This window comes from Egibacteraceae bacterium (genome assembly GCA_040905805.1).
GTDB lineage: Bacteria > Actinomycetota > Nitriliruptoria > Euzebyales > Egibacteraceae > DATLGH01.
The window spans coordinates 1-20,963 of record JBBDQS010000098.1 but is presented as its reverse complement, the minus strand read 5'-3'; the positions used below and the strand labels follow the sequence as shown (position 1 = coordinate 20,963).

General features: G+C 72.7%; 16 protein-coding genes. 8 read left to right on the top strand and 8 right to left on the bottom strand.

Annotated features, from left to right (window positions below; translation table 11 throughout):
* The coding region (locus WD250_11125) for a PLP-dependent transferase (GenBank protein ID MEX2620758.1) at positions 1-907 on the top strand (907 nt) is incomplete at its 5' end.
* 13 nt (positions 908-920) lie between these two features.
* Positions 921-2,114, top strand: coding sequence for a homoserine O-acetyltransferase (locus WD250_11120; protein MEX2620757.1), 1,194 nt, complete (start codon positions 921-923; stop codon positions 2,112-2,114).
* Here WD250_11120 and sucD read toward each other — a convergent pair.
* From sucD to WD250_11105, 3 genes are all read right to left on the bottom strand, one after another.
* A complete protein-coding gene (gene sucD / locus WD250_11115) occupies positions 2,104-3,021 on the bottom strand; it encodes a succinate--CoA ligase subunit alpha (protein MEX2620756.1) in 918 nt (305 codons plus the stop codon). The two genes, WD250_11120 and sucD, sit on opposite strands and share 11 nt — an antisense overlap.
* The gene (sucC, locus tag WD250_11110) at positions 3,018-4,175 is read right to left on the bottom strand and encodes an ADP-forming succinate--CoA ligase subunit beta (protein ID MEX2620755.1); all 1,158 of its coding nucleotides are present in this window, start codon (positions 4,173-4,175) and stop codon (positions 3,018-3,020) included. Before sucC ends, sucD begins: the two co-directional genes overlap by 4 nt.
* A 76-nt stretch (positions 4,176-4,251) precedes the next feature.
* On the bottom strand, positions 4,252-4,656 hold the full coding sequence (locus WD250_11105) for a cobalamin B12-binding domain-containing protein (protein ID MEX2620754.1): 405 nt from the start codon (positions 4,654-4,656) through the stop codon (positions 4,252-4,254).
* 88 nt (positions 4,657-4,744) lie between these two features.
* Between WD250_11105 and WD250_11100 the strand changes: the two genes are divergently transcribed.
* Positions 4,745-5,302 (top strand): hypothetical protein, encoded by a 558-nt coding sequence (locus WD250_11100; GenBank protein MEX2620753.1) that lies wholly within the window; start codon positions 4,745-4,747, stop codon positions 5,300-5,302.
* A 360-nt stretch (positions 5,303-5,662) separates the two neighbouring features.
* The gene (locus tag WD250_11095; protein ID MEX2620752.1) at positions 5,663-7,996 is read left to right on the top strand and encodes a WD40 repeat domain-containing protein; all 2,334 of its coding nucleotides are present in this window, start codon (positions 5,663-5,665) and stop codon (positions 7,994-7,996) included.
* Here the strand turns inward: WD250_11095 and WD250_11090 are convergent.
* Positions 7,966-8,205, bottom strand: coding sequence for a hypothetical protein (locus WD250_11090; GenBank protein ID MEX2620751.1), 240 nt, complete (start codon positions 8,203-8,205; stop codon positions 7,966-7,968). The genes WD250_11095 and WD250_11090 overlap by 31 nt on opposite strands.
* On the bottom strand, positions 8,198-8,674 hold the full coding sequence (locus WD250_11085) for a nucleotidyl transferase AbiEii/AbiGii toxin family protein (protein ID MEX2620750.1): 477 nt from the start codon (positions 8,672-8,674) through the stop codon (positions 8,198-8,200). The genes WD250_11090 and WD250_11085 overlap by 8 nt, the downstream gene beginning before the upstream one ends.
* Before the next feature lie 172 nt (positions 8,675-8,846).
* On the opposite strand from WD250_11085, the gene WD250_11080 reads away from it, so the two are divergent.
* Both WD250_11080 and WD250_11075 read left to right on the top strand, forming a co-directional pair.
* On the top strand, positions 8,847-11,162 hold the full coding sequence (locus WD250_11080) for a helicase-associated domain-containing protein (protein MEX2620749.1): 2,316 nt from the start codon (positions 8,847-8,849) through the stop codon (positions 11,160-11,162).
* On the top strand, positions 11,162-12,844 hold the full coding sequence (locus WD250_11075; GenBank protein MEX2620748.1) for a DNA repair helicase XPB: 1,683 nt from the start codon (positions 11,162-11,164) through the stop codon (positions 12,842-12,844). The genes WD250_11080 and WD250_11075 overlap by 1 nt, the downstream gene beginning before the upstream one ends.
* A gap of 116 nt (positions 12,845-12,960) precedes the next feature.
* On the opposite strand, the gene WD250_11070 is transcribed toward WD250_11075, so the two are convergent.
* Positions 12,961-13,470 (bottom strand): carbonic anhydrase, encoded by a 510-nt coding sequence (locus tag WD250_11070; GenBank protein ID MEX2620747.1) that lies wholly within the window; start codon positions 13,468-13,470, stop codon positions 12,961-12,963.
* Positions 13,471-13,568: 98 nt separating this feature from the next.
* On the opposite strand from WD250_11070, the gene WD250_11065 reads away from it, so the two are divergent.
* A complete protein-coding gene (locus WD250_11065; protein ID MEX2620746.1) occupies positions 13,569-15,422 on the top strand; it encodes an ABC transporter ATP-binding protein in 1,854 nt (617 codons plus the stop codon).
* Positions 15,423-15,431: 9 nt separating this feature from the next.
* Here WD250_11065 and WD250_11060 read toward each other — a convergent pair whose 3' ends face one another.
* Positions 15,432-18,743, bottom strand: coding sequence for a UvrD-helicase domain-containing protein (locus WD250_11060; protein ID MEX2620745.1), 3,312 nt, complete (start codon positions 18,741-18,743; stop codon positions 15,432-15,434).
* 154 nt (positions 18,744-18,897) lie between these two features.
* On the opposite strand from WD250_11060, the gene WD250_11055 reads away from it, so the two are divergent.
* Positions 18,898-19,533 carry a Rho termination factor N-terminal domain-containing protein gene (locus WD250_11055; GenBank protein MEX2620744.1) on the top strand — a complete coding sequence of 212 codons (636 nt, stop codon included), beginning with the start codon at positions 18,898-18,900 and terminating at the stop codon, positions 19,531-19,533.
* A gap of 58 nt (positions 19,534-19,591) precedes the next feature.
* On the opposite strand, the gene WD250_11050 is transcribed toward WD250_11055, so the two are convergent.
* Positions 19,592-20,584, bottom strand: coding sequence for a hypothetical protein (locus tag WD250_11050; protein ID MEX2620743.1), 993 nt, complete (start codon positions 20,582-20,584; stop codon positions 19,592-19,594).
* Between the last annotated feature and the right edge of the window lie 379 nt (positions 20,585-20,963).

Below are 20,963 nucleotides of genomic sequence, written 5' to 3'. Positions count from 1 at the left end.
CGAGGTCGACTTCGTCGACCCCGACGACCTCGACGCGTGGCGCGGCGCGGTGCGTGACACCACGGTGGCGTTCTACGCCGAGACGATCGGCAACCCCAAGGGCGACGTGCTCGACATCGCGGCGGTGGCCGACGCGGCGCACGCCGCCGGGATCCCCCTGATCGTCGACAACACCCTGGCCACGCCCTACCTGCTGCGGCCGCTCGAGCACGGTGCCGACATCGTGGTGCACTCGCTGACGAAGTTCCTCGGCGGGCACGGCAACTCGATCGGGGGTGTGATCGTCGACGGGGGCCGGTTCGAGTTCGGCGACGCCGCCAAGTTCCCCGCCTTCAACGAGCCCGACCCGAGCTACAACGGCCTGCAGTACTGGGACGCGCTCGGGCACGGCAGCTACATCGCCAAGGCCCGCGTCCAGCTGCTGCGCGACCTGGGTCCGGCGATCTCGCCGTTCAACGCGTTCCTGGTTCTCCAGGGCATGGAGACGCTGAGTCTGCGCATGGAGCGCCACTCCTCCAACGCCCTGGCGATCGCGCAGTGGCTGGAAGCCCGTGACGAGGTGGAGTGGGTCACCTATCCCGGGTTGACGTCCAGCGACTGGCACGACCAGGCCCAGCGCTACCTGCCGCGTGGGCAGGGCGCCATCCTGTCGTTCGGGATCACCGGCGGCGTGGAGGCCGGCCGCACGTTCGTCGAAGCCGTGGAGCTGTTCAGCCACCTCGCCAACGTCGGCGACGTCCGCAGCCTCATCATCCACCCGGCGACCACCACCCACTCGCAGCTGACGGAGGCCGAGCAGGCCAGCACCGGCGTGCTCCCCGAGCTGGTCCGCCTGTCGGTCGGCGTCGAGACCCTCGACGACCTGATCGCCGACCTCGAGGCGGGCTTCCGGGCTGCGAAGGGCTGATCGGGACCACCACATGGTCGCCGAGCAGCGCAGCGGGCGGGGGCGCCCGCCGCCGCCCGCCAGCGCCGCGTGGCGCCCCGGCGATCCCCCGGGGGGCCGCCGCTTCGTCCGCGTGTTCACCGATCAGGAGCTGGCGCTCGAGGCCGGCGGGAGCCTTCGCGACCTCACGGTGGCCTACGAGACGTGGGGGACGTTGGCGCCCGCCCGGGACAACGCGGTGCTGGTGTGCCACGCCCTCACCGGCGACAGCCACGCCGCCGGGCCGGCCGGCGACGGGCACCCCACGGCCGGCTGGTGGGACGGGCTCATCGGGCCGGGCAAGGCGGTCGACACGGACCGCTGGTTCGTCGTGTCCCCGAACGTCCTGGGTGGCTGCCAGGGCACGACCGGCCCGGCGTCGACGGCCCCCGACGGCCGCCCCTTCGGGTCGCGCTGGCCACGGACCACGATCCGTGACCAGGTCGCGGTGGAGGCCGGGCTTGCGGACGCGCTCGGCATCGGGCGCTGGGCCGCCGTCGTCGGTGGGTCCATGGGCGGCATGCGCGTCGTCGAGTGGGCGGCCGGCCAGCCCGACCGGATCGACTCGGCGATCGTCCTGGCCGCCGGTGCCGCCGCGTCAGCCGAGCAGATCGCCCTGCAGTCCACACAGGTGCGGGCCATCACGCTCGACCCGGGGTTCGCGGGCGGCGACTACTACGACGCGCCGCCCGGCGCGGGGCCCCACGAGGGGCTCGGCCTGGCCCGCCGGATCGGCCACCTCACCTACCGCACCGAACAGGAGGTCGAGGAGCGCTTCGGCCGGCTCCCGCAGGGCTCCGAGGACCCGCTGGCGGGGGGGCGCTACCAGATCGAGTCCTACCTGGACCACCATGCGGACAAGCTGGCCCGGCGCTTCGACGCCAACAGCTACATCGCCCTGTCCGAGGCCATGAGCCACCACGACGTCGGCCGCGGGCGCGGGGGGGTCGCCCGGGCGCTGTCACGGGTGCGGGCCCGCACCTGGGTGATCGGCATCGATGCCGACCGGCTGTACCCGGTGCACCTGCAACGACGCATCGCCGCGCTCGTGCCGACGTGCGAGGACTTCTCGACGATCTCCTCGCCCTACGGCCACGACGGGTTCCTGATCGAGACCGAGGCGCTGGCACCCCTGTTCCGCCGCGCCCTCGAGGGCGTCGCCTGCCCCTGCCCGCCGGTCAGCGGTTGAGTGCCGTGATCATCTTGCGCGCGGTGTCGCTCGGGTCAACGCCCACGGCGATGCCGAGCGCCTCCAGCGCGGTCTTCTTGTCCGCGGCGGTCTCCCCGCCCGCGCCGCCCTCGCGCACGATGGCGCCCGCGTGGCCCATCTGCTTGCCCGCCGGCGCGGTGAACCCGGCGACATAGGCGACGACCGGCGTGTCAGGGATGTGCGCGTGGATCCACTCGCCGACCCGCTGCTCCTCGGTCCCGCCGATCTCGCCGACGAACACGATCGCCTCGGTCTCGGGGTCCGCGGCGAACCGGGGGATGATGTCGAGGAAGTCCGAGCCGATGATCGGGTCCCCGCCGATGCCGACGCAGGTCGAGATGCCGATGCCGGCCTCGTGCAGCTCGTGCATGATCTGGTAGGTGAGCGTGCCGGACCGGGAGACGAGCCCGACCGGGCCCGGCTTGGTGATCGTGGCGGGGATGATGCCCACGTTGGCCTTGCCCGGCGAGATCACCCCCGGGCAGTTCGGCCCGATCAGCGCGGCGCGGCGGTCCTTCAGGAAGGTCCCGTTGGGTTCGCGCGGGTACACGGTGTTGTAGATCACCGCCATGTCGTGGGCGGGCACGCCCTCGGTGATGACCACGATGGTGTCGATGCCGGCCTGCACCGCCTCCAGCACCGCGTCCTTGGTGAACGGTGCGGGCACCATGATCATCGAGGTGTTGGCGCCCTGCTCCACGACGGCCTCGGCGACCGTGGCGTAGACCGGCAGGCCGAGCTCCTGCCAGACCTGGCCGCCCTTCTTCGGATGGATGCCCGCCACGACGTGCGTGCCGTAGTCGAGGTTGCGCTTGGCGTGGAAGGTGCCCTGGGCGCCGATGCCCTGCACCACGACACGGCTGTGCTCGTCGACGAGGATGCTCATCGGGTCGCCCCCCGGGCGAGCTCGACGGCGGTGGCCGCCGCCGCGTTCATCTGCGCGGCGGCCACCAGGTTGGGGCGGTCGGCCTCGGTCAGCAGGCGCCGTCCCTCCTCGGCGTTGGTGCCGTCGAGGCGCACGACGAGCTGCTGCGGCACGTCACCGAGCTGCTCCAGCGCCCCGAGCACGCCCCGGGCCACGTCGTCGCAGCGGGTGATCCCCCCGAAGATGTTGATCAGCATGGTCGTGACCTGCGGGTCGCCCAGCACGAAGGCGATGCCTTCGGCCATGCTCTCCGCGCTCGCCCCCCCGCCGGCGTCGAGGAAGTTCGCGGGGCGCCCGCCCGCCTGGTGGACCACGTCGAGGGTGGACATCACCAGGCCGGCGCCGTTGCCCATGACGCCGATGTTCCCGTCGAGCTTCACGTACTGCAGCCCCTTGGCCTTCGCGGCGGCTTCCAGCGGGTCACCCCCGCTGGTCTCGGCGATCGCCGCCAGGTCGGGGTGGCGGAACAAGGCGTTGTTGTCGATGGTGACCTTGGAGTCCAGGGCGATCACCCGGCCGTCGCCGGTGAGCACCAGCGGGTTCACCTCGAACAGCAGCGCGTCAACGGCCACGAACGCCTCGTACAGGGCCAGGAGCAAGGCGGTGGTCTGCTCGCGGGCGGCCTCGGGGAACTGCGCCAGCGCGACGATGTGGCCGGCCATGTCCTCGTCGAGGCCGATGGTCGGGTCGACGTCGACCTTCACGACCTTCTCGGGGGTGGCGCGGTTGACCTCCTCGATGTCCACGCCCCCCTCCACGCTGGCGATCACCTTGTAGCCCTTGCTCATGCGGTCGTGCAGCACCGACAGGTAGTACTCCTCGGCGATGTCGCTGGCGACCTCGAGCAGGACCTTGCCGACCACGTGGCCCTTGATGTCCAGACCGAGGATGGTCTCGGCGGCCGCACGCGCCGCCGCCGGGTCGGCGCAGTACTTCACGCCACCGGCCTTGCCGCGCCCGCCGGTCAGGACCTGCGCCTTGACCATCACCGGCGCCCCGGCGTCGTGGGCGAATTCCTCCGCCTCGTCAGGGGTGGTGGCGACGGCGCCCGGCGGGGCCGTGGGGATCCCGTGGCTGCGGAACACATCCTTGCCCTGGTACTCCATCAGGTCCATACGGCGTCCTTCCGGGGGCGGCTGCGCCAAGGATCGCACACGCCGCGGGCCGCGGGCACGCGCGGGGGGACGGGCGCTACGGGCGGTCCTCGGACGGGGCGACGTTGGTGCGCACCCACTCGGCGATCTCGGCCATGCGGGCGCCGGGGGTGAAGATCTCGGCGACTCCCTGCTCCTTCAGCGCAACGATGTCCTCGCGGGGCACGATGCCGCCCCCGAACACGACGATGTCCTCGGCGCCCCGGTCACGCAGCAGCTTGACCACCTTCGGGAACAGGGTCATGTGCGCGCCGGAGTGGATCGACAGGCCGACGCAGGCGACGTCCTCCTGCAACGCGGCCTCCACGATCTGCTCGGGGGTCTGGTGCAGGCCGGTGTAGACGACCTCCATGCCCGCGTCGCGCAGGGCGCGCGCGACGATCTTCGCGCCCCGGTCGTGGCCGTCCAGACCGGGCTTGGCGATCAGGACCCGGGTGGGCACCGCGGGGTCACCTCCAGCGACGACGACGAGACGCGCAGTCGGCCGCGCGCGGCGGGACTGCATGGCTCTGCCAGCATACGGTTCCTCCATGACCCACGACCCCGAGCAACGGCCCGACTTCGGCCCGGGGGGCTACCTGCCCCGCCGCGCGGCGCAGCGTGCCCGCAAGATCGTCCTGCGCGAGCAGATGGGCATGGGCTGGCCGATCGCCGCGGTGGCCGCGGCGGTGGTCGTCGCCCTGGTCGGGGCGGTGTTCCTGTTCACCGCCACCCGCGGCGGGCCGCCGGGGCCGCCGTTCGTGCCCGTCGCGCCGCTGACGGCCGCCGACCCCGACGGCGCGGCGACCTTCGCCCTCGACGGCGCGGTCGGCGGGGTCGACGCGGTGCTCGTCGTGCGCGCCGGGGGCCTGCGCACCTACGCCGCCCCCGGCGTCGCGGTGACCTACTGCGCGGCCTCACGGCGGTTGGAGACCGCCGACCGCGTCTGGAACCTGCGCGGGCGCCTGGTCGGCGGCGACGGTGACTCCTTGCGCCCGCTGGCGACCCGGCTGCACGACGGGCAGGTCTACGTCGACCCCACCGCCCCAGGACCCGCCCCCGCGCCCGCCCCGGCCGGCGAGACACCCACCTGCGCCCTCACCGGCTGACCGTCGCGCCCAGCCGGCGGTGCTGGGGCCGTGGGACCTGCCAGCCGCTCGGGCCGTGCGCCCCACCCCCCCAAGGTGGGGTGGTGCTCAGGCGCAGCGGCGGCGAGCCTCGTCGCAGGTCCGATTGCCTGCGCGTGGGCCGGCTCACCAGCGCAGGTGTGGGTGAGTCCAGGAGGTACGGATGAGACGCACGCTACTGGCGGTGCTGGGCGTGTGCCTTGTGGGCATGGCCACGGGGCCGGTGCACGCCGCCACGCCACGCCCCATTGACGCTGCCTGCCCCGCGCCGCGGGTTCCCGACTTCGGGTTCGACGACATCGCCGGCAACACCTTCACGCTCGAGATCAACTGCATCGCCTGGTGGACGATCGCCTCGGGACGGTCGCCCACGACCAACCAGGACCGGCGCCTGCGCCTGCTGGGCGGGAGCGCAGCGCGGAGGCCGCCGCCGCCTCCGCTGCTGCCGCCCGCCGCCGGGCCATCCGCCTGCGCGTGCTGGTCGTGGCCGCCACGATCTTCGGCCTCCTGGCCAGCTCGCTGGCGCTGGTCGCCAGCCGGTCCCGCGCTGACGCGGTCACGGCGCGTGACGCGGCACTGTCCCGCCAGATCGCGCTCACCGCCGAGCGTCTGCGGGCCACCGACCCCGGTCTTGGCGCGCAACTGGCCATCGCCGGCTATCAGGTCGCGCCCACCAGCGAGGCGCGCTCGGCGCTGCTCGACACCGCTGTGGCGCCGACCAGCACGCGTGTCCTCGGCGCGGCGGGGCCCACGGCCCTCGCGGTGAGCCACCAGGGCCGGCTCAACGCGGTCAGCAACGCCAGCGACGGGACCGTGGCGCTGCTCGACGGTGGTGACCGTGTGGGGGTCCTCACCCTCGAGGAGCCCGATCGTGAGATCTACGCGCTGGCGTTCACGCCCGACGACATGGTGCTGGCCGTGGGCGACACCGGCCCCGAGGGCACCCTCTGGGACGTGTCCGACCCGCGGGACCCCCAGCTCCTCGGCGATCCCCTGCAGGGACCGACCGGCCCGATCCAGGGACTGGACGTCCATCCGGACGGCTCCGAGCTCGCGGCGGTGGGCCTTGGTGACGGGGTGTTCCGCTGGGACCTGAGCGACCCCGCGGCGCCCCGCGAGCTGGCGTTGCTGCCCTCGGAGGTCATCACCTGGAGCGTGGCCTACAGTCCCGACGGTGACCACCTGGCGTTCGGTGACGAGCTCGGAGGCGTCAACGTCTGGGGCCTTGACGGCGGGCCAGCGCCAGCCTTGGAGCTGACGGTGGCTGACCGTGCCGTGCACACGGTGGTCTTCAGCCCTGAGGGTGCCACGCTCGCCGCCGGCTCCCGCAGCGGTGACCTCGCGGTGTGGGACCTGTCCGCTGCCCAGGAACCCAAGCCCATCGAGGTCGCCGACGCCGTGTTCGACAGCTGGGTGAACACCGCGGTGTTCAGCCCCGACGGGCGCTACCTGGCTGCCGGCAGCTCGGACCTGGACCTGCGCGTGTGGGACACCGCGACGTGGACGCTCACCCAGACGTTGCCCCACCCCGCGGCGGTCACCCAAGCCGCGTACACCAGCGAGGGCGGTGCCATCGTCACCGCCGCCGCGGACGGCACCCTGCGCGTGTGGGACCGCGGGGTGCTCGAGCCCGCAGGACTGTCCGGCAGCGTCTGGAACATCGGGTTCAGCCCCGACGGCGACCGTATGGCGGCGTTCTCCGGTGTGGACACCGGGGTATGGGACCTCTCCGATCCCGGCGCGCCACACCGTTTGGGTGGTCCCCTGGTGGCCTCCGACGACGGCCCCGCCTTCACCGGAGCAGGCGCCATGTCCCCCGACGGCACCCTGCTGGCGCACGGCACGCTCACCGGTGAGGTCCTGCTCTACGACGGGACCGACCTCGGCGACCCGACGCTGATCGGGCGTCCCCTCGGCGGCTCCACCGAGCTGGTCGAGGCAGTGGCGTTCAGCGCGGACGGTTCGCTGCTGGCCGCGGGGGGCTCGGACACCGCCGTTCGCATCTGGGACCTCGCCGACCCCCGCCGCCCCCGGCTCACGACGACCGTCGAGGCCCCCTCGGAGATCGTGCTGAACCTGTCCTGGCATCCGCGCGAGCGCCTGCTCGCCGCGCCGAGCGCTGACGGTCTGGTGTACCTGCTCGACCTGGCTGACCCTGACGAGCCGGTGCTGCACCCCCCACTCACCGGCTTGGACAGCGAGGCCTACGGTGCGGCCTTCCATCCCGAGCACGAGGTCATCGCCATCGGCGGCTCCGACACCACGGTGATCCTGTGGGACGTCATCGACCCCGACAGGCCTCACCGCATCGGCGAGCCGGTCACCGGGCCGGCCGGGCGCATCTTCGACCTGGGCTTCCACCCCAGCGGCCAGGCACTGGCCGCCGCCGTCGGCGACGGCACGACCTGGACCTGGGACACCAGCAACCTCGCACACCCGGCGCGCACCGCCGTGCTCGGCCCCGCCGACGGACAGGCGTTCACCGTCAAGTACAGCCCCCGCGGCGACCTGCTCGTCGGCAGCGGCGCCGACCAGCGGCTGCGCATGTGGCCGACTGACGAGCAGGCCCTGATCGAGGACATCTGCGCGTCCGCCGGTGACCCCGTCACGGCCGAGGAGTGGGCCACCAACGTGCCTGGACGCGGCTACGCGCCCCCGTGCGGGCCGAGCAGCTGACCGCCGGAGGGGCGGCGCCGCGGCGAGGCGTTGGCCTCGGTGATCGTGGCGAAGCGCTGGACGCCCCGAACCGCCTCGGTCCGGGCGAGACGAACGCAGAGGTCGGAGACCGCGAGCACCCTGCGCAGGTTCGTCGCCGGGTCGTCGGATGCCGGAGGAGGCGGCACCTCCTCCACCGATCGGTACCGCTCGACGGGCACCTCATCCACCCCCGTCAGTCAGACCGAAGCGCCGTTGCAGCTCGGCGGCATCGGCTCGGTCCTGGGGTCGCACCGTGTCACGCTTCATGCGGTACAGCATCGCAGGGGTGGCCACGGTGACGGTGACACCATCCACATCGATGGCTTGCGACTCGATGTCGTCGAAGTCGAACGCCTCACCGAGGCGGGCGATGAGGTCGATGACGTAGTCCACGCCTGGGGGGCCGTAGCGGACGACGGAGAACTCCCCCGCCAGATCGCCGACGGTGATCAGCTCGATCTCAGGGTCGTCGTAGAGATCACCCAGCGCCTGACGGATCCGGTCGAGGTTCTCCGGGGTGGCCCGCACGAACAGGTCGAGGTCCTCGGTGGCCCGCACGATCCCGTGCAGCGCCATCGCAATGCCTCCGACAACCACGCAATCCACGCCCCGCCGGTACACGGCGGCCAGCACCTCCAGCGCCTGCCTGAAGGTCATCGCCGCGCACAGGCCCGCGACGACACGTCGGGTGGCTCCATCCAGCCCTGCGGACACACCATGGCCTGAAGGCTAGCCCGGGTTGCCTGTCGTCCGCGACCGTGCCCTTCCGCTACAGTGTGGTCGCCTTCCCCGCCGTCCCATTGCACCCCACAGACAGGAAGGCATCCGCGTGCCGACCAACGACCTGGCCGAGCGGCTGCGGACCTTGGCACCCGGCCAGCTGGCCGGACTGCTCACCCGCGTGCCCGTCCTGCGCGACGCGCTGGAGGGCCATGGCCCGCTTGCCGACGTCAATGTGTACGGGATCGTCTACCCCCAGCAGTTCCGCGTGGGGCAGCGCACGATCGAGCGGCTCGCCACGCTCCTGTCGAGCTCGCTGGGCATCGACGCGTGCCTGGCCAGCCTGGACCGCACGGCCCGTGACCTGGTGACCCTCGCCGTGTGGCAAGGCGGGTCGGTGAGCCGCGACCAGGCGCTGGCCGAGGTCGCCGCGTGCGGCGCGGACCCCGAGGCCCTCGCCCCACTGCTGGACGAGGCTGCAGCGTCCCTGGCCGTGGTGCTGCTCACCGACCCGGGGGCCGGGTGGGTCGTGCTGCGCCCCGGTGTGGACCGGGTCGCGGACCTGCCCGGGGTGCCCGTGCGGGCGTTCCTGGAGCAGATGCGCAGCGACGCGCTCGCGCAGGTCCTGCGCAACCACGGGGTGACCCGTGTCCCGTCCCGCAAGCCCGAGCGGGTCGAGGCCCTGGAGGCGCTGCTGCGCGACGGTGAGGCCGTGCAGGAGTCGGTGGCGCGTCTGAGCGACGACGCCTGCCGGAGGTTCATGCGCCTGTGCGACGACGGCCCGCAGACGGTCCGCGACCTCGGCCTGGCCTACTACCAGCCGTGGGACCGCACGCTCACCCCGCTGCGGGAGCTGGAGGCGTTCTGCCTCGTCGGGGTGGACTACAGCGCGCAGGAGTGCTGGGTGTGGCTTGACGTGCTCGTCGCGTTGCGTGGCGGGGCTGTCACCGAGTGGCCGTCCCCCCCGGCGCCCACGCCTGTCCCGGTGCGCGACCCCGGCGGCCTTCCTGAGGTGCTCAGCCACCTCGCGGCCCTGCTCGCGCTGTGGCGAGCGGACCCGGCTCCTGCGCTGACCAACGGCGGCCTGGGTGTGCGACCGGTGCGGGCGGCGGCCAAGCAGCTCGGCCTGCCGGCGGGCGCGGTCGGGCTGCTGGTCAACCTGGCCGTCGCGCTGGGCCTGCTCGACCAGGTCCAGGTCGGCACCACTGGGCGGGGACGAGCCGCCAAGCCCGTGCTGGCCTGGGGGCCCACCGCGCTGGCCGACGACTACGCATCGCGCCCCGCCGAGGAGCGGTGGGCGCTGCTGGTCCAGGCCTGGCACGACGCCGAGGATCTCGACGAGACCGCCGGGCTGCCCGAGCGGCTCGAGTCCACCGACTGGTACGGCGTACCGGTGGCCCGCGCTGCGCTGCTGCACCTGCTCGCCGAGCTGGCGCCCGGCACGGGTCTTGACGACGACGACCTCGCCGCCGCCGCCGCGCACCGCTACCCCGCGCTGCTGCACCCACCGGTGGCCGCCCACCTCGCCGCGGCTGTGCGGACCCTCGGCCTGGCGCCCCCCGACGGCCCGGTCGGACTGACCGCGCTCGGCCGGGCCCTGCTCGACGGCCCGGCCGCGCTGGCCGTGGCGTTGCCGGCGCCGGCGACCAGCTTTGTGGTGCAGGCCGACCTGTCGGTCGTCGCCCCGCCCGACCTGGCGCCCGACATCGGCGCCCGTCTGGCGCGCTACGCCGAGCTGGAGTCCGCCGCGGGAGCCCGGCTGTACCGCCTCGCCGAGAGCAGGATGGCCGCTGCCCTGGACGCCGGGGAGTCCGACGAGGACATCGTGGGCTTCCTCGACGCGCACAGCGGCGCGCCGCTGCCCCAGAACGTGACCTACCTGGTGGGCGACGTCGCCCGCCGCCACGGGCGCGTGCGCGCCGGCGGCTGCGCCGCCTACGTGCGTTGCGACGACGCCGCGCTGCTGTCGCGCGCGCTGGGGGTCAAGGCCGCCAAGCTGCGCGCGCTGGCTCCCACGGTGGCGGTGTCGGCTCTGGCGCCCGACAAGGTCGTCGCGGCGCTGCGCGCCAGAGGCTTGATGCCGGTGGCCGAGGACGCCGACGGCGTGGTGCTGCGCCCGGCGGCCAGCGCCCCCGCACCCGCCGCCGGCCTGGACCTGCCGGACCTGCGCACCCGCGTGACGGGCAGCCCGGCGCAGGCGCACAAGCTCGCCGCCGACCTGCTCGCCGCGCCGCCGCCCCAGCCCGTCCGCGGCCGCGCCCCGGCGCAGACAGGCCCGACGCTGCTTGACCCCTGGGACGACGACGTCGATGCCGGCATGGACGACGAGGAGTGGGAAGACATCGACATCGACCTGCTCGAGGCAGGCCGCCAGGCACTCCAGGACCTGCTCGCCGACGGCCAGCGCCGGAGGGGAATCCGCTGATGGCCGACTACGACAACCCGCTGATCGTGCAGTCCGACGCGACCGTGCTGCTGGAGGTCGCCAGCCCCAAGGCAGGGGATGCCCGCGCCGCGCTGGCGCGCTTCGCCGAGCTGGAGAAGTCCCCCGAGCACGTCCACACCTACCGCATCACCCCGCTGTCGCTGTGGAACGCCGCCTCCGCGGGCGTCGGTGGCGACGACGTGACCACGACCCTCACCGACTACGCCAAGTACCCGGTCCCCGAGTCGGTCCTGGTCGACGTCCGTGACCAGATGAGCCGCTACGGACGGCTGCGGCTGGTGCGCGACTTCGACAGCGGCGCGCTGGCGCTGACCAGCGCCGAGCCGGCGCTGCTCGCCGAGGTCACCCACGACCGCGAGGTCGCCGGGCTGCTCGGCGAGCGCCTCGACGGCAACCGCCACGCCGTGCGTCTCGGGGACCGGGGCCCGCTCAAGCAGGCGCTCATGCGCCTGGGCTGGCCCGCCGCCGACGAGGCCGGCTACGACGACGGCGCCGACCTCGACGTCGGCTTGCGCGCGACGCTGCGCACCTACCAGGCCGACGCGGTGGCCAGCTGGTGGGCCGACGGCTCCGCCGCCGGCGGCAACGGCGTGCTGGTCCTGCCCTGCGGGGCCGGCAAGACGGTGATCGGGCTGGCGGCCATGGCGCAGTCGGGCGCCTCGACGCTGATCGTGGCGACCTCGATCGTCGCCGCACGCCAGTGGATCGCCGAGCTGCGCGACAAGACCGACCTGCCGGCCGAGGCGATCGGGGAGTACTCGGGGGACCGCAAGCAGGTCCGTCCGGTGACCGTGGCGACCTACCAGGTGCTGACCTGGCGCGACCCCGGCGCCGGCGAGGACGCCGAGCTGGGCGTTGCCCACCCCCACCTCGGGTTGTTCGACGCGCAGCGCTGGGGGCTGGTGGTCTACGACGAGGTCCACCTGCTGCCCGCACCGGTCTTCCGCGCCACCGCCCAGATCCAGGCCGTGCGCCGCCTCGGGCTGACCGCGACGCTGGTGCGCGAGGACGGCAAGGAACCCGACGTGTTCGCGCTGATCGGCCCGAAGCGCTACGACGCGCCCTGGCGGGAGCTGGAGGCCCAGGGCTGGATCGCCCCGGCGCGCTGCACCGAGGTGCGGGTGGACCTGCCCGAGGACGTGCGCATGCGCTACGCCACCGCACCGGCCCAGCAGCGCTACCGCATCGCGGCGACCGCGACCGCCAAGCTGGCGGTGCTCGACGCGCTGGTGGCCCGCCACCCCGAGGACCGGATCCTGGTGATCGGCACCTACCTCGACCAGCTCAAGGTCGTCGCCGCGCGCCTCGACGCCCCGCTGGTCACCGGCCAGACCGGCCAGGCCGCCCGCGAAGAGCGCTTCGCGGCGTTCCGCCACGGGTCCCTGCAGCTGCTGGTCGTCAGCAAGGTCGCGAACTTCGCGATCGACCTGCCCGAAGCCAACGTGGCGATCCAGCTGTCCGGCCAGTTCGGCTCCCGCCAGGAGGAGGCCCAGCGCCTCGGGCGGATCCTGCGACCCAAGGCCGACGGCGGCCAGGCCAGCTTCTACACGGTGGTCGCCCGCGAGACCGTCGACCAGGCCTTCGCCGCCAATCGCCAGCGCTTCCTCGCCGAGCAGGGCTACGCCTACACCATCCTCGACGCCGACGAGGTCGTGTCCTGAGGGTGGATCAGCCGTCGTCGAACGGGTGACGCCACCGCAGGCCCGCGAAGCGGGCGAACCCTCCGACCCCGGCCTCCCGCGGGGTGTAGCCGCGAGTAGCACGAGTTCTGGCAGGGTTACTCGCGGTTACGGCCCGACACCGCGCTCAGCGCGCCGGTGTCGACGTCGTAGACGTAGCCCGACACGGTCGCGTCGGCGGGCAGGTGGGGGCTGGCGCGGATCAGCTGCACGTCGTCGCGGACGCTGTCGTCCATGTCGTCGAACGGCAGGAAGTCGATGCCGGAGGCGTCGGCTCCGGTCGCGGCCGCGACCCGGGCGCGCAGCGCGTCGTTGGTGGCGCCGAGCATCCCGCACCTCGTGTGGTGGATGACGAGGTACTCGCGGGTGCCGAGCACGTGGGCGGAGATGATGAGGCTGCGCAGCACGTCGTCGGTGACCCGGCCGCCGGCGTTGCGCAGCACGTGCGCGTCGCCGAGCTCCAGGCCGAGCAGGCTCTCGGGGTGCACCCGCGCGTCCATGCAGGTGACGACCGCCACGCCACGGGCCGGCTCGGCCGGCCGGCCGCCCTGGGCGAAGCGCTCGGCATAGCCCCGGTTGTACTCCAACAGGTTCTCGGTCACGCTCACGGAACCGCACCTTTCGTCGTGTCGTCGAGGCGCCGGGCCTCGTGCCCATCACGTCCCCCGGTCGACGAGGTTCGACCGTCCAACAGGGGGTGTCTGCGATGTCCTTACCCGGTCACGTGGGATTATGGCGCCGCGAGCCGGAGGCCGACGTCGTCCCCACCCGCGAGACCGTGGCGCGGGTGTGGTCCTTCGTCCGCGCCTACCGCCGGCCGATGGCCGCCTACCTCGCCCTCGTCGCCGTCGGCTCGGTGCTCGGCGCGACGCTCCCGCTGCTGTACAAGGCGGTGATCGACGACGCGATCGGCGACGGCCGTCTCGCCCTGCTGAACGTCCTGGCGCTGGCGATCCTCGCGGTCGGGGCGCTCGGCGCGCTCGCTGAGGTGTCCGCCCGCTGGCTCGCGTCCCGCATCGGCGAGGGCGTGGTCTTCGACCTGCGCGTGACGCTGTTCGACCACGTCCAACGCCTGCCCCTGGCGTTCTTCACCCGCATCCAGACCGGCGCGCTCATCAGCCGGCTCAACAACGACGTGATCGGGTCGCAGCGCCCCTTCACCGAGACGGTCGGTCAGATCGCCCAGACCATCGTGGGCGTCACGGCGGTCCTGGGTTTCATGGTCGTGCTCGACTGGCGCCTCACGCTGCTGTCGCTCACGATCGCCCCGCTGTTCATCATCGTGCTGCGCGCCATGAGCGGGCGGTTGCGCACGCTGATGCAGCGCCAGATGGACGCGAACGCCGGCCTCGCCACGCAGATGACCGAGCGCTTCCAGGTGGGCGGGGCGCTGCTCGTCAAGCTGTTCGGCAACCGCGCCGACGAGCGCGAGCGCTTCGGCCACCGCGCCAGCACCTTGCGCGACGTGGGCGTGGCGATGAGCGTGTACACGCGGGCGTTCTTCGTGATGTTCTCGACCGTGGCGGTGGTCGGCACCGGGCTCGTCTACTGGTACGGCGGGCGGATGGTGATCCAGGGGGCGGTGACCCTCGGCACGCTCGTGGCGTTCACGGTCTACCTGCAGCGGCTCTACTCGCCGCTGACCATGCTGAGCAACGCCAAGGTCGAGCTCACCTCGGCGTTCGTGTCGTTCCACCGGGTCTTCGAGGTGCTGGACTTCCCCATCCAGCTCGACGAGGCCGCGGACGCGGTCGCCCTGACCGATCCGGCCGGGCGGGTCGCGTTCGAGCGCGTCTGGTTCCGCTACCCCCCGCCCGACCAGGTCGCGATCCCATCGCTCGAGGGCGACCAGGCCAGCGCGGGCTACGACCCCGGCGCCTGGGCGCTGCGCGACGTGTCGTTCGTGATCCCCCCAGGCCACACCGTGGCCCTCGTCGGCCCGTCGGGCGCGGGCAAGACCACCCTGTCCCTGCTGGTCGCGCGGCTGTACGACGCGACGGAGGGTGCGGTGCGCCTCGACGGTGTCGACGTGCGCGACGTGACCCTCGACAGCCTGGGCACCGCGGTCGGGATGGTCACCCAGGACCCGCACCTGTTCCACGACTCGATCCGCAACAACCTGCGCTACGCCAAGCCCGACGCCTCCGACGACGAGCTGGTCGCGGCCGCCTCGGCCGCCCGCATCCACGAGCTCATCGCCTCCCTGCCCGACGGCTACGACACCCTGGTCGGCGAGCGCGGCTACCGACTGTCCGGTGGCGAGAAGCAGCGCCTGGCGATCGCCCGCCTGCTGCTGAAGGACCCTGCGGTCATGATCCTCGACGAGGCGACCGCCCACCTGGACTCCGAGTCCGAGCAGCTCATCCAGGTGGCCCTGGCCGAGGCGATGGCAGGCCGGTCCTGCCTGGTCATCGCCCACCGGCTGTCCACCGTCGCCAACGCCGACGAGATCCTGGTGCTCGACGCCGGGCGCATCGTGGAGCGCGGCACCCACACCCAGCTACTGGCCGCGGGGGGCATCTACCAGGACCTGTACCAGATCCAGTTCCAGCGGGCGTAGGCCCCCGGCTCAGGCCTCGCGCACCAGCGGTGCGTACGCCAGCAGCAAACGCTTGGTGCCCGACTCGTCGAAGCGGATGAGCGCCTCCTCGCTGCCGGCGGGACCCGACAGCTCGAGCACCTGGCCGGGGCCGAAACGGGAGTGCAGGATGCGGTCGCCGACCCCGACATCCACGCTGTCGTCCTCGTCCTCGATGCGCCGGGCGGCGCGCCGTGACGGGCCGCCCCGCTCGGTAGTGCGCTGGTCCACCAGCTCGGGGGGGACCTCCTTCAGGAACCGTGACGGCGGGTTGGCGTGGGTGCCCCCGAACAGCGTGCGCCGCCACGCGTTCGTGAGGTACAGCCGCTGCTCCGCGCGGGTCATGGCGACGTAGCACAGCCGCCGTTCCTCCTCGAGCTCCTCGGGGTCGCCCAGCGAGCGGTGGTGGGGGAACACCGAGTCCTCCATGCCGACCACGAACACCACCGGGAACTCCAGGCCCTTGGCGTTGTGGATCGTCATCAGGGTGACGCGCGACGCCTCGGGGTCCAAGTCGTCGACCTCGCTGACCAGGGCCACCCGCTCGAGGAACTCGGCCAGGGTGGCGCCCGGCGCCAGCTCGGCGAAGTCGGCAGCCACGCCGGCGAGCTCGCGGATGTTCTCGACGCGTCCCTCGGCCTCGATGGTGCGCTCGGCCTGCAGCTCGGCGAGGTAGCCGGTGCGGGTCCACACGAGCTCGACGAGCTCGGCCAGCTCGACGGGCTCCTCGACCGCCACCGTGCGGATCCGGTCGAGCAGCCGCACGAAGTCGGTGACCGCCGCGACGGCCCGCCCCGACAGCTGGGGGTTCTCCTCCACGCGCCGGCACGCGTCCATGAAGGTGATGCCCTGTCGACCGGCGAACAGGTCGAGGGCCTCCTCGGTCTTCGCCCCGATCCCCCGCCGTGGGACGTTCAGCACCCGCTTGGCCGAGACGTCGTCGGCGGGGTTGAGCAGCAGGCGCAGGTAGGCGAGGAGGTCCTTGATCTCCCTGCGCTCGTAGAAGCGGGTCCCGCCGACCACCTGGTAGGGCATCCCGAGGCGGATCAGCACCTCCTCCAGCACCCGCGACTGGGCGTTGGTGCGGTAGAAGACCGCGCAGTCGCCGTGCGCCACCCCGTGGCGGTCGGCGAGGCGGTCGACCTCCTCGACGACGAAGGCGGCCTCGTCCTGCTCGCTCTCGCCGGTGAAGCGCACGACCTGCACCCCGCCGGCGGCGTCGGTCCACAGGTGCTTGTCGATGCGGCCGTCGTTGTGCGCGATGACCCCGTTGGCCGCGTCGAGGATCGTCTGGGTCGACCGGTAGTTGCGGTCCAGCACGATGCGGCTCGCGTCGGGGAAGTCGCGCTCGAAATCCAGGATGTTGCGGATGTCCGCGCCCCGGAAGCGGTAGATGCTGTTGTGCACGAGCACGCCGTCGGCGACATAGGTATGCGTGGGGTCGACCTCGAGATCGTAGACCGGGCCGTCGTACCGGTGTGAGTCGACCGCCTCGACCGTCTCCTCCACGAACGTCCCGTCACGCTCGACGAGCACGATCATGCCGGGGTGCAGGTGCGCGAGGGGCGTGAATGCGTAGTGCTGTCCCTGGACGAGCATGCGCCGGCGGATGTCGATACCGGCCCGGTCGGCCACATCGCGGACGAGGTGCACTGCCTCGCGGTAGGACTTCCGGCTGCCCTCCAGCCGCGCCCCGCCGGTCTTGTTCGGTCGCAGTGGGATACCCGCCTCGCCAAGGCGTTCGATCAGGTCCTCACGCACCGAGGACCATTGGATCCGGTGATGACCGATCTGGGTCCGCTGATCGCCGAACATGAGAAGGGTGATCGGGTGACGTCGGCGTCCGTTGGCCGGACGGTGGTGCGGAAACTCCGGGTGCAGCTCGAGATCGCGCATGATCTGCTTCGCCGGCACGGCGGTCTCAAGGTCGGTGTAGAGGCGCTCGAGCCATCCCTCGTCCATCGACAGCCTGCGCCCGGCACCCTGGAAGCATGCGGTCGGCAGCCCGTACTCGGCGGCGTAGTACGCCTCCCAGTAGGTTGCCTCGGCGCGGGTGTCGGTGATGCACAGCACCCAGAGCTTGTCGCCCTGCTCGCCGTTCAGCCGGGTCACGTAACCCGGCTCCATCACCCGGGTACGCATGGCCGGACGTGCACCCTTGGTGATCCCGATGCGGTAGCCCCGGTCGGAGCGGTACATGAGGTACACAAACCATCGGCCCGGTAGCGCGGGGATACGGGCGGGAACGATGTGGTGCGGAGTACCGCACAGGGTTCTCCCCCCGGCGGTCACCGACCACATCTGACCGCTGTAGTTCCCTGCGTAGACCCTGGTGACGGCGCCCTCGAGGGGCTGGGTCCCCCCACCGGTGCCGAGCACGCGGTCACCCGCGGCGATCGACTCGACGGGCACATCCCCTCCGGTGGTTCGCACCATGGTCCCCGGGGGGAGGCATTGGTCGGCGTCGCCCACCACGGCGATGTTGCGGTGCTCGGCGGCGAGCAGCTTGACCAGCTCGTACTGGACGCGGTTGGTGTCCTGGAACTCGTCGACCAGCACGTGGGCGAAGCGCTGACGGTAGCCCTCCAGCACGTCGTCGTACAGCTGGAACAGCTCGACCGTCTTGACGAGCAGGTCGTCGAAGTCGAACGCGCTCGCCCGGTGCAGGCGCCCCTGGTAGCGCTTGTAGACCTCGGCGACCTGCTCGGTGTACCAGTCCGTGGCCCGCAGCGCGTAGGTGTCGAAGTCGATCAGGTCGTTCTTCGCCGCCGAGATGGCGTGCGCGACCCCGCGGGGCGCGACCTTCTTCGGGTCCATGCCGAGCTCTTTGACGCACAGCGCGACAAGCCGGGCCGAGTCGGCCGCGTCGTAGATCGTGAAGGCCTTGTCGTAGCCCAGGCGCGGGGCCTCCACGCGCAGCAACCGCGAGCAGGCGGCGTGGAAGGTCGCCACCCACATGCCGCCCCAGCGACGCGCGGTCACGGACCCGTCCTGGTTGCGCTCGACGCCGACCAGGCGGTCGCCGACCATGCGCCCGACGCGGTCCTTCATCTCGTGCGCGGCCTTGTTGGTGAAGGTGATCGCCAGGATGGCATGGGGGTCGACGTCGCGGTCGCGGATGAGGTGGGCGATGCGGTGCGTGAGCACACGCGTCTTGCCCGACCCGGCGCCGGCGATGATCAGCAGCGGACCGGCACGGTGGACGACCGCGGCTGCCTGGTCGGGGTTCAGGCCGTCGAGCAGCTCGGGACTGGCGAGCTCGGGCTCGGGTCCTTCGTCGGCGAAGAGGGCGGATTCGCTCACGAGGCGAGTCTATCGGCGGGCACCGACCGCCCACGCGCCTCGCCCCACAGGGCCGCCCCCACGTCCGTGTGCTTGCTGTTGTTAGCAAACCGGCTAACCTGGGTAAGCATACGGGCAGAACCGCCACTGCACCCCCAACGTAAGGATCCCACCGATGTCGACAGCAACCTCCCGGACCAAGCAGCAGGCCGACAAGGCCAAGACGTCCGCCGCCAAGACGGCCGACCAGGCCCAGCGCGCGGGCCGCCAGGCGGAGCGCACCATCCGCTCGGTCGTCACCGACACCGCCTACGCGACCGTGGGCCTCGGCGACACCGCCGTGGGCTTCGTGCGCTCGCTGAACAAGCGTGCCGCGCAGACGCCCCAGCGCATCATCAGCCTGCCCCGCGAGGCCCCCAAGGCCGTCCGCACCGTGCGTGACCAGAGCGCCGCCAACGCCCGCAAGCTGCGCGGGCAGGCGGCCGAGGAGTTCGACGAGCTCACGACCCGCGGGCGCACCCTCGTGGGGTCGGTCCGCAGCAACCGCTCCACCCAGGAGAGCGTGGACCGCGCTCGGACGGCCCGCTCGCAGGTCAAGGCGGCCGTCACCAGCGTCAGCCGTGCGGTCAAGACCCAGAGCGAGGCGCTGGACGACGCCGTCGATGCCGTCGGCACGACCGCGTCCGCGCACGACCGCAAGACGCTCGAGTCCCGCACCGTCGAGGAGCTGCAGACGCTCGCCGCCGAGCGTGACCTCGAGGGCCGGTCGCAGATGACCAAGAAGGAGCTCGTCGCCGCGCTCAGCAGCTAAGCACGACCCGTCCCACCCACGCCGCCCCGCTCCTTGTGAGCGGGGCGTTCGTGTGCGCTCAGGACCGGGCGAGCGGCTGGGCTCGCAGCTGTTTGTCCTGGCGCTTCACCCCGATCGTGTAGAGGCGCCGCACGCCCTCCTGGTGGGGGTGGTACGCGCCGGCGCGAAGGTGCTCGGCGGGCCCCGACTCCCATCCCGCGAGCTCCAGGCCACGGGTCTCGTCGGCCGTCATGAGCCCCTCGGGGTCGACGGGGATGCCCCCGGCCGGGGTGGCGTCGCCCGCCGGCCCGCTCGCCGTCCAGCGCACCGCCCGCAGGACGGCGCGGTTGGCCGGGTCGGGCTCCAGCCACGCGAGCATGCCGCCGTCGGGCGACCAGATGCCCGCCGGCAGCGCCATCCCCTGCAGGTCGTGCGCGTCGTAGTCGACCACCGTCAGGGGGACGACCTCGGGGGCCCCGCCGTCACGCACGACCAGCACGCTGAGGTTGCCCGTCATGTAGCCCTCGACGAACGCCACCGCGAGGTCGTCGGTGGTCGACCCCGGCCGCAACGCCACGTTGCGCAGCGTGTACTCCTGGCTGCCGTCGTGGGCGTCGCGGAGCGTGCGCAGCACCCCGCCGTCGGCGTCGACGAGGTACAGGCGCTGGTCGCGGACCTCGATGCGGGCCGGTGCGTCGCCGGGCGCCGGCCCGGCGGGCGGTGCCGGTTCGGCTGGCCGGGCGACCGCCACCGGCCCCGGATCCGGCTGCCCGTCGTTCGCGGGCACCGGCGGCGGGTCGGCTTCGGCGTCCGGCTGCGGGTCCGGCTCCGAGGTGTCGTCCGTTTGGTCACCGACGAGGGGATCCTCACCGGTCGGCGCCACCTCCACGACCTCCACGGGGCCCGGACCGCGCTGGGCCATGAGCACCCCCATCACCACGGCCGCAGCCACCGCGCACACCACCGCGGTGGTCATCGCCCGGTGCGCCCGCACGGTCCCCACCACCCCCGGCCTCGGGCGCTCGGGCGGCCCGCCCATCGGCTGGTCGAGCTGCTCGTCGATGCGCTGCATGTGTCTCTCCCCTCCCACCCGGGCCACCCGGGCCACCCGGGCCACCCGACCACCCGCCGGGCGCAGGGTGCGCCCTGTACGGCTGAGACGCTCGGGACACCCCTGACGGTTTACGGCTCAGCGAGAAATTCCCTATGAGCAGGCTGTCGCAGAATGGGCCGACTAGCATGCCCACACGCCTGCTGGCGGACGGGGAGCACGTCGTGGCTCGCCCTGGCCGCCCGGGGGAGCCGCCGTATGGACACGTCGTAACGCGGACACTTTGCCGGCGTGGGTGCGGGTAACGCGGACACCGCGGCCACCGCGCCCAGGGCGCCAACGGTGTCTAGTCGTGGTGGTGCGTGCCCCACCCGATGTGCACGTGGCCCATGTGCATCGC